Source organism: Brucella sp. NBRC 14130 (assembly GCF_040371715.1).
GTDB classification, from domain to species: domain Bacteria; phylum Pseudomonadota; class Alphaproteobacteria; order Rhizobiales; family Rhizobiaceae; genus Brucella; species Brucella intermedia.
In genome coordinates this window covers 286,157-299,483 of record NZ_BAABTE010000006.1, presented here as the reverse complement: position 1 = coordinate 299,483, position 13,327 = coordinate 286,157, and the positions used below count along the sequence as shown (strand labels likewise).

The window sequence follows — 13,327 nt, the reverse complement described above, 5'->3', positions numbered from 1 at the left end:
CCTACCCCTACAGTTTTGCAATCGACAGGCCGCCATCGGCATTGATTGCCGAACCCGTCGCAAAGATGAAATCGCCACCGGCAAGCCCGGCAACGATGGCGCCGACATCGCCCGCCTCGCCCCAGCGCTTCATCGGCACTAACCCACCTTCGATCAGCCCGTCATAACGCTCTGCGACCTTTGCGGTCATATCGGTGCGGATAATGCCGGGGCGAACCTCGAACACGCCGATCCGCGCTTCGGCAAGCCGCAGCGCCAGCCCCTGCACGAAGGCGGTCAGCCCCGCCTTGCTGATGCAGTAATCAAGCCGTTCCGGCGACGTCATCACGGAGGAAACGGAGCTGATGGTTATAATGCTGCGCGGAAACTGCACTTCATTTGCCGCCAGCATGGCTTTCAGGACTGCCTGCGTGAAAAACACCGTGCCCCGCAGGTTCACATCCATGATCGTGTCGAAGTTTTCAGGCTTCAGCCCGAGAAAATCGCCGCGCTCGACCGAACCCATGCCCGCATTGTTGACCAGGCAATCAATGCCGCCGAATTCCTTCATCACCGTGGCAACCGTCTCCTCATGTTTTCCAACAGCTGCAAGATCGCTTTCAAGAAAGACCACCTTTCCGCCCAGCACCCGCAGTTCATGAATGACGGCATCGTCACGCTCGCGGTCGGTGATCGCCAGATCGAAACCCTTGGCGGCGAGCGTGCGGGCGATGCCAAGCCCGATCCCGCGTCGCCCGCCGGTAACCAGCGCAACAGGTCTTTGACGGTTCATGCCAGCACCTCCCGGTTCAAATGGTCTGCGACGCGCAAGGCCTGCGCGGCAATGGTCAGCGCCGGATTGACCGCCGCCGAGGTTGGCAGGAAGGACGCATCGACCACATGGAGATTGGGGTGGTTATAGGCTCGGCACCAGGGATCAAGCGGCGCGGTTGCCGGATCATTGCCGATGCGCACCGTGCCGCATTGATGCGACGGCGTGCGCCGGTCAAAGGCCCGCGACAGCACCACCGGGAAACCTGCCTGCCTGAGAGCTGATTTGAGCCTTTCCACCAGCATCAGATGCGCTTTCCAGTTGGTGCGCACCCAATGCAGGACGATGCGGTCGCCATCCACGCTCACGCGGCTTTCCGGCGAGGGCAGGTCTTCGCTCATGGCGTAAAAATCGATCGTGTGTCCGGCAATGCGGTGCAAAAGCCATTCCGGCACATGGCGCATGTTGGATTTCAGGATCGCGCCCGATACACGGCCCAGCAATTGCACATTGCCGAGCGGTGGCCCGCCTGCCCCATCCGACAGATAGTAATCGTTGAAGCCAAATGTCTTCTGATAGACGCTGTCATTGCGATAGCGTGGGTCGAAAGCGATCACCGCGCTGGAATTATGGTTCATGAAATTGCGGCCAACCTGATCGGAACTGTTCGCCAGCCCCGAACGCAGCAGGATTGCCGCCGACTGCACCGCACCCGCTGAAAGAATGACCAGCTTCGGCCGTAGAACCAACACTTCGCCATTCTTCACATAATGAACGGCGGTGATCGCCTTGCCGTCCGGCCCCGCTTCCACCCGCGTTACCCGCGCCGAGGTTTCCAGCCGGACATTCGGATATTGGAGCGCCTGCGCAAGCGGGCAGCTTTCCGCATCCATCTTACCATCATCGCAATTGGGATGCGCATCCCACGGCGTTTTTGCCTTGGCAAGCCAACGGTCAATATCGACGCCAAGCGGCAGTGATGCCGGATGCAGGCCCGCCTTCTTCAGCCGCGCCCGCACATCGGCAATCGGGCGTTCATCGCGGACAGCCGGATAAGGATAAACCTTTGAATGATGCGGCTCGGTCGGGTCATCGCCCAGTTCACCGCGCACCTGAAACAGTTCTTCCGCCTTGCAATACCATGGTTCCAGCACGTCATAGGCAAAGGGCCATGCCGGAGACATGCCTTCCAGATGCGCAAGCTCCTCAAAATCCTCGCGCCGATAGCGGATCAGCACCGCGCCGAAGAATTTGGAATTGCCGCCGACATTGTAATAATTGCCGGGGTTGAACGGCGCACCATTGGTCTCATACCAGAACTCTTGCGGACGAAAGAAACCGCGCTGGAAAATGGCGCGTGGATCGCGGTTTTCCGGCCTGTCCGGCAAGCGCTCCCCCGCTTCCAGAATGAGAATGTCAGCACCCGATGCGGCAAGCCCGGCGGCCATGGTTGCGCCGCCGATACCCGATCCGATGATGACGATATCCGGCTGTCCTCCCAAAGCCGTCACTCCTACTTAGCCTGCGGCATCCACCAGCCCGTTCGCGCACCGATATGCATGTTGAGCGTCTTGGTTTCGGTATAGTCCTCCACCGCATGACGCCCCAGCTCGCGGCCCAGACCCGACTGGCGATAGCCGCCGAAAGGCAATTCCGGCGTGCCGTCCATGAAAGTGTTCATCCAGACAGTGCCCGCCCGCACCTTGCGGCCGATGCTCATGCAGGTATCGAAATCACGGCTCCACACGCCCGCTGACAAGCCGTAATCGACCGCATTGGCAATCGAGATCGCCTCATCCACGCTATCGAAGGAAAGCACCGACAGAACCGGCCCGAACACTTCCTCACGCGCCACGGCCATATCCGCCTTCACGCCTGCAATGATGGTCGGCCCCATATATTGGCCAAGGCCCAGATCCAGCACATCGCCGCCATGGGCGATTGCGGCACCCGCCTCTTTGGCCTGATCCACATAGGCGCCGACTTTGGCGAGATGTTGCGGCGTGATGATCGCGCCGACCTGCGTGCTGACATCGAGCGGATCGCCAACGATCACCTTTTTAGACAGATCGGCCACCCGCCCGACAATCTCATCGACAATCGAGCGATGCACGATCAGCCGCGACCCGGCATTGCAGCATTCACCCGCATTGAACCAGGCGCCGAACACAGCCGCATCGATGAAGGCATCCATATCCGCATCCGGGAACAGGATTTGCGGGTTCTTGCCGCCAAGCTCCAGCGACACTTTTTTCAGCGTCTGCGCCGCATTGGCCATGGTGAGCTTGCCCACGCCAGTGGAGCCCGTGAACGACACCATATCGACTTGCGCATGCGTACTCATATGCTGGCCGACATCGGTACCGGTTCCGGTGACGATATTGACCACGCCGTCGGGAACCCCTGCCTCGGCCAGAATTTCGCCCAGCACCAGCGTCGAACCGGAAGTGAGTTCGGACGGCTTCACCACCGCCGTGCAGCCCGCGGCAAGCGCGAAAGGCAGCTTTTGGCCGACAATCAGGAACGGGAAATTCCACGGCGTGATGATGGAGACAACGCCGATCGCCTCACGCAGCACGACGCCCAGAGTGCCATCGCCCAGCGTGTTGTAGCTTTCGCCATGGAGGTCACGCGCAAGCGCTGCCGCATAGCGCCAGATGTCGACGGAACCGGCAATCTCGCCGCGCACCTGCGAAATTGGTTTGCCGGCTTCAATCGCATCGAGATAGGCAAGCTCTTCCGCCCGCGCCTCGATCAGATCGGCAGCTTTCAGCAGCACCAGCGAACGCTGCGAGGCGGTTTTGGAAGACCAGCGCCCATCGTCAAACGCCTTGCGCGCAGCCGCCACGGCGCGTTCCACATCGGCCTTGTTTCCCGCCGGATAACGGCTGACGGTAACGCCATGGCCGGGGGCCGCGCGGTCAATCGTCTGGCCGCTCTCACTTTGCACCCATTTGCCATCGATCAGCATGGAGAATTCGCGGACTTCCAGCCCGGTCAACGGCTGCGGCTTTACGATCGTGCTCATTACCATTTCCCTTCAAAATTCGCTTCGCGCTTTTCGGCAAAGGAGCGCACGCCTTCCTTCAAATCGCCGGTCTTGGCGACAAGGATGGAACCCAGCGCCTCAACCGCCGTTCCATTGTCCTCGCCATTGGCGACGGACAGCATCAGTTTGGAAATTTCGAGCGCAGCCGGCCCGCGTTTTGCCACCCGCGCCGCATAATCCTTTGCTGCCTGCAAGGCCGCGCCCGTCTCCACCACATGATCGACGAGCCCGTGAGAAAGCGCTTCTTCGGCGGTGAACATTTCGCCGCCCAGCACCATACGACGCACGATCTGCGCACCGAAACGACGCACAAGGCGCTGCGTGCCCGACCAGCCGGGCACCATGCCAAGCGATGTTTCCGGCAGGCCGATTTTTGCCTGCTTTTCAACAATGCGGATATCGGCAGCTCCTGCCAGTTCCAGCCCGCCGCCAAGCGCATGGCCGTTCATCGCCGCAATCATCGGCATGCGCAAAGTCGCCAGCCGCTCGAACACACGATGACCATAGCGCACCCATGCATGGCCGAACTCCTGCGGTTCCATGCCGCCCCATGCCTTGATGTCGCCGCCGGCGGAAAAGGCCTTGCCCTCGCCGGTCAGGATCGCAACCCGGACGCTGCTGTCAGCCTCCACCCGGTCACAGGCCGCAGACAATTCCTGCAACAGCTCGATATCGAACGCATTGAACTTTTCGGGTCGCCTGATCGTCATGACCGCGATGTGGTTTTCGACCGATATTTCTATCCGTTGAGCCATCTCAAGCCTCCAGCTTTCGCGCAGGCTTTTGCGGCAATTCAAGCCCGATTGGCGCTTCGCGAAATAGCGCCTCATCCATGGTCTTGAGCTTGTCCGAAACAATCAGCGGAAACTCGGCCTGATCCAGAATATGCGCCTGCAAATCCACACCTGGCGCGATTTCGGTCAGCACAATGCCTTCCGGCGCAAGCTTCAGAACCGCGCGTTCGGTGACATAGGTAATGTCCTGTCCCTGCTCGACGCCGCGCGGGCCGGAGAAAGTGACATGCTCTACTTCATTGACCAGCTTTTTGAGCTTGCCTTCCTTCTCGATCACCAGTTTTCCATCAGCGACCGACAATTTCGCACCGGCGTTGAACATGCCGGAAAAGACGATCTTCTTCGCCCTTGATGTAATATCGACAAAGCCGCCCGCACCCGCCGTCACATGCGGACGGAATGACAGCTTCGACACATTGACCGAACCATCGCGCCCGATCTCAAGGAAGGAGAGAAGCGAAGCATCGAAGCCCGCGCCCTGAAAATAGGTGAACTGATAGGGCGACGGCATATAGGCATCGGCATTGGAGGCGCAGCCAAAGGCAAAATCCAGAAGCGGCACGCCGCCGACCGCCCCCTGCTCTATCACCCATGTCACGGCACCATGCAGGCCCTCTTCCAGCAGAATGCGCGGCACATTGGCGGAAATGCCGAAACCAAGATTGACCGCGCTGCCCGCCTGCAACTCCTGTGCGACACGCCGCGCAATCGCCTTCTGGATATTGAATTCAGGCAGACGGAACGTATCGAGCGGGCGGAAAATCTCGCCGGAAATCGCCGGATCATAAAGTGTCTGCGTCGTCTGCTTCTGGTCGGGGTCAACCACGATATAATCGACCAGAACGCCCGGCACCCGCACATCATGCGGCTTCAGCGTTCCTTCCTTGGCGATGCGCTTGACCTGCGCAATGACAATGCCGCCATTGTTGCGCGCCGCCAGCGCCTGATCCAGACCGCCCAGATAAGCGCCCTCATGTTCATAGGTGAGGTTGCCGCGATCATCCGCGGTGGTGGCGCGGATGATCGCGACATGCGGCACGATATTGGGGAAATAAAGCCAGTCCTCACCCTCGAAGCTGACATGCTTGACGACCGGTTCCTCACGCGCCTTGTCGTTCATCGCCGTGCCCTGACGCTTGGGATCGACAAATGTATCGAGCCCCACCTTGGTCAACACGCCGGGGCGCTTGGCAGCAGCTTCGCGATGCATGTCGAACAGAATGCCGGACGGGATATTATAGGCCGGAATCTCGTTATTGGTGATCATCTGCCAGATCAGCGGCGGCTCGGCGCTTGACGGCCCGGACGGATAGGAACCGCCGATGATCTTTTTCAAAAGCCCCTTCTTGGCGATGTAATCGACACCCTTGATGCCGCTCATGTCGCCCGCCGCAATCGGGTGCAGCGTGGTGATGTTTTTGGGATGGCCGGTTTCATCGAACCGCTCCCCAATGGCTTTCAGCATCATATCCGGACAGCCGAGCCCGCTCGATGAAGAAACCGAAACAACGGCATTGTCGGGAATAAGTGAGGCGGCTTCTGCAAATGAAATATGCTTGCTCATAATTCTCAAAGTCCTGAATGAACGGCGGTTGCCTTGCCGGTCTTTGCGGCTTGCATGACGGCAAGCCCGGTCGCCAGCGACCAGATGCCATCCTCCAAAGTGGCCGATGGCTGGCCCCTGCCCTCGATGGCATTGTGGAAAGAATGCAAGGCGGTTTCGTAGAGATTTTTCTGGTCGAGCGGCAGTTCATGCTCGCCGTTCTGATCGCGCAGGATGACGCTTCCAACCGGCTTTTGCGTCATGACATTGCGCGCAATCAGCGAGCCTTCACTGCCATGCACTTCAAAGCCGGTTTCCGCATATTTGGTGGTAAAGGCATCGTGGAACTGGGCAATCGCGCCGGAAGGAAAACGCAGGACACCCATCACACCATCTTCCAGCCCGTGACCGCTTAGGCCTCCCTGCTGGCTAAAAGCCACCGCCTCAACCGGGTTTTCACCCAGCACGAAGCGCAGCGTATCGGCATCATGCACGGTGATATCGAGGATCACGCCGCCGCCCGCATCGGGCCGCTCGATGCGCCAGCCTTGCAGATGCGGCGGGAGATAAACCGCATGGAAAACCCGCGCACCCAGCACTTTGCCGATCTTGCCCGCAGCAATGGCATCCCGCATTGCGCGGTGGCTTGCAGCATTGCGCAAATGATGATTGGTGCCGGCCACGACACCCGCCTCGCGCACGGCTTTCAGCATCTGGTGTGCGTCATCAATCGTCAGCGCCAGCGGCTTTTCGCAAAGTATATGCTTGCCCGCTTGTGCTGCGGCAATCGCCTGATCGCGGTGCAGTTCATTGGTGGTGGAGATATAAACGGCATCGATTTCAGGGTCGGACAAAAGCGCTTCAAGGCTGGTCACCGAGCGGGCTATGCCGTTTTCGCGGGCATAAGTTTCACCGCGCACGGCATTGGTGCTGTAAACGGAAACGACTTCGCCCCCGGTGGCGCGAATGGCCCCGATCACCCATTCTTTTGCAATGGTGCTTGCGCCTATAAGGCCCCACTTTGCCATTCGAGTTTCTCCTCCTGTTTTCGCAACGGCGCACCGCAACTTGCCCGCACCGCAAGGCGCACCGACAGGCGCTGCGCCTCCGCCTCCACCCGTTCCGAATTGATCTGCTTCAGCAAAAGCTGCGCCGCACGTTCTCCCAAACCTTGCGGATCCACAGCCACAGTCGTCAGCGCCGGAACAGCGGTTTTGGCTTCGATCACATCGTCAAAACCAACCACGCCAAAATCCCGGCCCGGCTCAAGATTGGCGGCCCGCAGCCCATCGCAGACGCCGAAAGCAACCGCATCATTGAAGCACACCGCCGCCGTGGGCTTCATGCCATGCCGCAGCATCTGCTCCACCACTTCAACGCCGCCGGCGCGGGATGGAGCGCTGGCGAAGACCAGCGCATCATCAAAGGCAATTCCGGCCTGCTCCAGTCCGGCGCGATACCCCGCGACACGCTCCGCAAACACCGCCGTATCGGCATAACCGCCCATGAAAGCGATGGCGCGATGCCCCAGCGACACCAGATGCTCGACCGCCCTTGCCACGCCGCCGCGATTGTCCGAAACGATGGAAGAAACACCCGATCCCGGCACATCGCGCACCATCTGCACAACCGGCAGGCCGCTTTTCGCCAATGGTTTCAGATCGTTCGCCTCGGTCCCGCGCGCTGGCGAAACAATCAGCCCGGCAATGCCATGCTCGCGCATCGAGGCAATCACCTCGCGCTGGCGATCGATGCTTTCCGCCGTATTGGCCAGAAACTGCACATAGCCAGCCGACTGCATGACGCGATCCACGCCGACAGCCAGTTCGGCAAAGAAGCTGTTGGTCAGATCATTGACCACAAGACCGATGATCCTTGAATTCGCCTGGCGCAGATTGGCGGCGGAACGGTTATAGACATAACCCAGTTTCTCGATCGCCTCCTGCACCTTGACCCGGGTTTCAGCATGAACCAGCGGACTGTCACGCAGCACCAGCGACACGGTCGATTTCGACACGCCAGCCTCGCGTGCAATATCGATAACGGTGACGCTGCTCTTGCTCATGACCTGCTCCGGTTTATCCCGTTCATTAAATTGGAACGTTCCAATACTGTCAAGAGCAGAGCGGAAAGCCGCCATTTGCCATGTGTTCGCCACAATTCGCGTTGGTTTTTAGTGCAGATTTTCTGCCGAAACACGTATTTCAGGTGCAAACACTCCCAAATCACATTTCTGCCGCCTTTTTCGACGGGATTGCCATTTGGAACGTTCTAAACTAAAAATCGGCTAACAAGCGGAGGAACGATCATGGGCATGAACGACCAGCAACTGATCTTGCCGGATGGCAACGGCAGCCTTGTTTCCTACACGCTGAGCGGCACGCCAACCCCGCGCCCGGCAAGCCCGCCGCAGTTCAACCGCATCGCCTATGCGGCAGCGCATGTGGTTTCCGATCCGCTGAAAGATGCCCGCCCGTGGAACGACCCGGCCATCGACTGGGACGCGACCATGGCTTTCCGCCATCACCTGTGGTGCCTCGGTTTCAGGATCGCCGAAGCAATGGACACCTCACAGCGCGGCATGGGCCTGAACTGGGCTGGCGCGCAGGAACTGATCCGCCGCTCGCTGGCAGAAGCGAAAGGCGTAGCGGGTGCCGATCTTGCCTCTGGCGCTGGCACCGACCACCTCGATCCGGCGGAAGCCAAAAGCCTCGATGACATTATCAGGGCTTATGAGACACAGGCCGGCTTCATCGAAAAGCACGGCGGGCGTTTCATCCTGATGGCAAGCCGGGCGCTGGCACGCATCGCCAGATCGCCCGACGATTATGCCAAAGTCTATGGGCATATTCTGGCGCAGGCTCGCGAAAAGGTCGTGCTGCACTGGCTGGGCGACATGTTCGACCCACAGCTCAAAGGCTATTGGGGTTCACAAAATTTCGATGAAGCCCTGGATACCGTCATCGGCATCATCGAGGCCAACCGCGACAAGGTGGAAGGCATCAAGATTTCGCTGCTGGAAGAGCGCTACGAAATCGCCTTGCGCAACCGCCTGCCGGAAGGCGTGCTGTGTTTCACCGGCGATGATTTCAACTATGCGCCGCTGATCGAAGGCGACGGAAACAGGCACAGCCATGCGCTGCTCGGCATTTTCGATGCGGTCGCCCCGCAGGCATCCAGCGCGCTTGCAGCGCTGGCCGCAGACGACAACGCCCGCTTCCGCACAATCATCGAGCCGACCGTACCGCTATCGCGCAAGATTTTTGAAGCACCGACGCAATATTACAAGGCGGGCGTCGTGTTCCTCGCCTGGCTGAACGGCCACCAGAGACATTTCACCATGCCTGCCGGAATGCAGTCAGCACGCGGCATCCTGCATTATGCCGACATATTCCGCCTTGCCGACAAGGCCGATGTGCTCGACCAGCCGGAGCTGGCCATCCACCGCATGAGGCAGCTTCTGGCCGTTCATGGCATATCTTAAAGACAGGCGGCTCTTGCCGCCTGTCCCGCCAAATCACCGCCAGCCAAGCCCCGGTGCAACATGCTTGAGGATCGCTTCGATCACATGGGCATTGTACTCGACGCCAAGCTGGTTCGGCACGGTGAGAAGCAGCGTATCGGCCTCGGCAATCGCCTCGTCTTTCGCCAGTTCCTCAATCAGCCGGTCAGGCTCGGCAGCATAGGACCGTCCGAAGACGGCCCGCAGGTCTTCCTCGATATAGCCGATGGAATCCTGCTCCTTGCCGCCATTGCCGAAATAGGCCCGGTCGCGATCATCGACCAGCGCGAAGATGCTGCGGCTCACGGAAACACGCGGCGTGCGCGTATGTCCGGCTTCCTTCCAGGCCTCGCGATAGGCGCGGATCTGCCTCGCCTGCTGGATGTGCAGCGGCTCACCTGACTCGTCCTTCTTCAAGGTCGAGCTTTGCAGATTCATGCCGAGCTTTGCCGCCCACACAGCCGTGGCATCCGAAGCCGCACCCCACCAGATACGATCCCGAAGACCTTCCGAATGCGGCTCGATCCGCAGCAGGCCGGGAGGATTCGGAAACATCGGACGCGGGTTCGGCTGTGCAAAGCCCTGCCCCTTCAGCGCTTCGAAGAACACCTCACCATGCTGGCGGCCCATATCGGCATCGCTCTTGCCCTCTCCCGGCGCATAGCCGAAATAACGCCAGCCATCGATAACCTGTTCCGGCGAGCCGCGGCTGATGCCGAGTTGCAAGCGACCCTTGGAAATCAGGTCGGCGGCACCGGCATCCTCGACCATATAGAACGGGTTTTCATACCGCATGTCGATGACGGCGGTACCGATCTCGATCCTGCTGGTCTTCGCGCCGATGGCTGCAAGCAGCGGAAAGGGCGATGCAAGCTGGCGCGCGAAATGGTGCACGCGGAAATAGGCGCCATCCGCGCCCAGCTCCTCTGCGGCGACCGCCAGATCGATGGATTGGAGAAGCGCGTCGCTGGCCGAGCGGGTTCCCGACTGGGGAGACGGCGACCAGTGGCCGAAGGAAAGAAAGCCGATCTTCTTCATGTTGATGTTCCCTGAATTCGGGCAAGAGGATTGTTCCTGCCCAATATGGCGGCGCGCGCCAGGAATGGAAGGGCGCGGAAAGGAACACACTGTTCAGCATTTCCTACCCGACATGCTTCCCTACGAATTCAGGATTTGCGGTCGCGCCCAGGCTGGGAGTCTGCCGCCCAGTCTGAGCTTCCTATCAAGATAGGGGCGTATTGATCACGACCGTGCAATCCGGTGCGCCATTATCGGTATCGCTTTCCGAACTGACCATAATAGAACTGGCTTTGCTTTCCAGTCGGCCATAAATGAAATTCACCCTCCCCGGTTCAGCGCCCTCCTTTTGTATCTGGATGCCGATCTTTCCGGTGCCTGATAGATAGGTCCGGATACCTATGACGGTATTGCCATCTCCTTTTCCTGAAAACGCATCCACGGGCAGATCATCGACATAGATAGATACAGTCTGCAGGCGCTCGCTGTTAGCATAGGCAATCAAACCGAATTCCGTATCTGGTGAAATCTGGAAATTATATTGGCCGTTTTCGACCTCGCCACACCGACAGCCGCTTCCCATGACTTCATTATCGACTGAAACGGAGGCTTGAATTTGAGTAAAAGTAACGTCATGCCAATATGCAGAAATAACCTGTTTCCCTTTATCAATAATATTACTATTGAGGTTATACCTGATATAATAATTCCCTTTAAACAGATACACAAAAGATGCATCTAAAGACTTCCATACAAGAATAGTATCTAGATTGGAGCAAAATTCCGGGTAATTGCTCGCTGCAAACTGGGTTGCTATATTCGTTTTATTAATAGTATTATCATTTAAATTATATAGTATGCAAACTGCCCCCTTTGTAAACAATACAGTCTTGATACTGCTCCTGTCGTCAGCATCAGGCCATTCCGCAGCCGTATCGATACCGGCCTCCAAACCCGTGCCAGCCAGACCAGGCCAACCGTCAGTGATCGGCGCAGGGCCTGCTACAACCTCTTCATGGATAAGCGAGAACTTGATGTATTTATCCTTTTTGAACAAATACAGATAGTCATTCGCATTGATGATATCGTCTATATTACTCTGAAAAGCGAGAGGCAGAGATTGCCAGTTAATACTGGTCCTGAAAGGAAATCCTTCTACCATCTTATCCAATACATCATTATATTTTATGTTTTCATTGTTATTGAAAAAGTACGTTGACGTTGCCATGGTTTCCTCTGAAAATTAATGTTTGTTACGCGTCACCACATCAATTGGTTTCGCTGAGGAACAGTACACACCGCCTGAGGAAATTATCCCTGTTAAATCGAACAGTCGTTATAAGTATCGGAAACGAGCTGCCTGTTGAAGAGGCATCGATTACTCCACGGAGATTATATCCTTCAGAGAAACAATACCTCGTCAACGCCGTTGTAGCATTCACGAAGCAAATCAAATAACATCAGGGAATTGCACCCGTACCACCCGCAGAACGGTGCCGGTAAAAAGAGGCAGAGTTCGCCCTTCATCGACCGCCCACAAATTGCCTGGCACGTACGTTGACAGCCCAAACAGACCGGATTAAGCCTCGAAACAGGCGGATAAACCTTCAATCTGAGGTTATTGGAGAAAAGGTGTTTGCCGATAAGCAACGCACCAAAACAGGGGAGATTTTCATGCGTTCCAAATTTCAGGCTATGCTTCTGGGCTTGCTGGCCGCAACGGCCCTCGCCACCTCGGCACAGGCCAAAGACGTCACCGTCACCGTGACCGCCATCGTGGAGCATCCAGCCCTCGACGCCGCCCGCGACGGCGTGAAGGACGCGCTGGCAGAAGCCGGCTTCAAGGAAGGCGAAAATCTCAAATTCGTCTATCAGTCCGCACAGGGCAACCCGGCGACCGCAGCGCAGATCGCCCGCCAGTTCGTCGGCGAAGCTCCGGACGTGATCGTGCCGATCTCCACGCCGTCGGCGCAGGCCGTCGTTTCGGCCACCCGCGACATTCCTGTTGTCTTCACCGCCGTTTCCGATCCGGTCGGCGCGCAGCTCGTCAAGGACATGGCGAAGCCCGGCGGCAACGTGACCGGCCTGTCCGACATGTCGCCCGTGGCTGAGCACATCAAGCTCATCAAGGAAGTGATGCCGAACATCAAGAAGCTCGGCTATCTCTACAATTCCGGTGAAACCAATTCCGTGTCGCTGCTGGCGGCACTGAAGGAAGCCGCTGCCGCCGAAGGCATCGAAATCGTTGAATCGGCCGCCACCAAGTCGGCGGAAGTCCAGGGCGCGGCCCGTGCCCTCGTCGGCCGTGCCGATGCCATGTATGTGCCGACCGACAACACCATCGTTTCGGCCCTGGAAAGCGCCGTCGGCGTCGCCGAGGAAAGCAAGCTGCCGCTCTTCACCGCCGATACGGATTCGGTCAAGCGCGGCGCGCTGGCAGCGCTCGGCTTCAACTATTACGATGTCGGCAAGCAGACCGGCGCCGTCGTGGTGAAGGTTCTCAAGGGTGAAAAGCCGGGCGACATTCCGGTCGACATCGCCAAGGGCACCGATCTCGTCATCAATCTTGGCGCCGCCAAGAAGATGGGCGTCGAATTCCCGCAGGCCGTGATCGACCGCGCCACCAGCAAGATCGACTAAACATACAGCATGACGGAAAAAGGCGGGGTCG

At 58.4% G+C, this 13,327-nt stretch carries 11 protein-coding genes; 2 read left to right on the top strand and 9 right to left on the bottom strand.

Annotated features, from left to right (window positions below; translation table 11 throughout):
• Positions 1 to 7: 7 nt before the first annotated feature.
• From ABWW28_RS14945 to ABWW28_RS14915, 7 genes are read right to left on the bottom strand one after another with little or no spacing between them, the layout of a single operon-like run.
• Positions 8 to 772: a 3-ketoacyl-ACP reductase gene (locus tag ABWW28_RS14945; protein ID WP_021587520.1), complete on the bottom strand. Its 765-nt coding sequence runs from the start codon at positions 770 to 772 to the stop codon at positions 8 to 10.
• A complete protein-coding gene (locus ABWW28_RS14940; RefSeq protein ID WP_021587521.1) occupies positions 769 to 2,253 on the bottom strand; it encodes a GMC oxidoreductase in 1,485 nt (494 codons plus the stop codon). The genes ABWW28_RS14945 and ABWW28_RS14940 overlap by 4 nt, the downstream gene beginning before the upstream one ends.
• A gap of 11 nt (positions 2,254 to 2,264) precedes the next feature.
• A complete protein-coding gene (locus ABWW28_RS14935; RefSeq protein WP_036593067.1) occupies positions 2,265 to 3,785 on the bottom strand; it encodes an aldehyde dehydrogenase family protein in 1,521 nt (506 codons plus the stop codon).
• A complete protein-coding gene (locus tag ABWW28_RS14930) occupies positions 3,779 to 4,555 on the bottom strand; it encodes an enoyl-CoA hydratase/isomerase family protein (protein WP_021587523.1) in 777 nt (258 codons plus the stop codon). Before ABWW28_RS14930 ends, ABWW28_RS14935 begins: the two co-directional genes overlap by 7 nt.
• A 1-nt stretch (position 4,556) precedes the next feature.
• Positions 4,557 to 6,158, bottom strand: coding sequence for an acyl CoA:acetate/3-ketoacid CoA transferase (locus ABWW28_RS14925; protein ID WP_151658414.1), 1,602 nt, complete (start codon positions 6,156 to 6,158; stop codon positions 4,557 to 4,559).
• Between the two features lie 5 nt (positions 6,159 to 6,163).
• Positions 6,164 to 7,165, bottom strand: coding sequence for a Gfo/Idh/MocA family protein (locus ABWW28_RS14920; protein WP_021587525.1), 1,002 nt, complete (start codon positions 7,163 to 7,165; stop codon positions 6,164 to 6,166).
• A complete protein-coding gene (locus ABWW28_RS14915) occupies positions 7,144 to 8,202 on the bottom strand; it encodes a LacI family DNA-binding transcriptional regulator (protein ID WP_021587526.1) in 1,059 nt (352 codons plus the stop codon). Before ABWW28_RS14915 ends, ABWW28_RS14920 begins: the two co-directional genes overlap by 22 nt.
• Positions 8,203 to 8,451: 249 nt before the next feature.
• On the opposite strand from ABWW28_RS14915, the gene ABWW28_RS14910 reads away from it, so the two are divergent.
• Positions 8,452 to 9,621 carry a dihydrodipicolinate synthase family protein gene (locus tag ABWW28_RS14910; protein WP_031347113.1) on the top strand — a complete coding sequence of 390 codons (1,170 nt, stop codon included), beginning with the start codon at positions 8,452 to 8,454 and terminating at the stop codon, positions 9,619 to 9,621.
• A 33-nt stretch (positions 9,622 to 9,654) separates the two neighbouring features.
• Here ABWW28_RS14910 and ABWW28_RS14905 read toward each other — a convergent pair whose 3' ends face one another.
• The gene (locus tag ABWW28_RS14905; protein WP_021587528.1) at positions 9,655 to 10,677 is read right to left on the bottom strand and encodes an LLM class flavin-dependent oxidoreductase; all 1,023 of its coding nucleotides are present in this window, start codon (positions 10,675 to 10,677) and stop codon (positions 9,655 to 9,657) included.
• Positions 10,678 to 10,861: 184 nt separating this feature from the next.
• Positions 10,862 to 11,884, bottom strand: a complete 1,023-nt coding sequence (locus ABWW28_RS14900) for a fucose-binding lectin II (protein ID WP_176588060.1) — start codon at positions 11,882 to 11,884, stop codon at positions 10,862 to 10,864.
• Positions 11,885 to 12,330: 446 nt separating this feature from the next.
• On the opposite strand from ABWW28_RS14900, the gene ABWW28_RS14895 reads away from it, so the two are divergent.
• Positions 12,331 to 13,296, top strand: coding sequence for an ABC transporter substrate-binding protein (locus ABWW28_RS14895; RefSeq protein ID WP_006470995.1), 966 nt, complete (start codon positions 12,331 to 12,333; stop codon positions 13,294 to 13,296).
• The last annotated feature ends 31 nt before the right edge of the window (positions 13,297 to 13,327 follow it).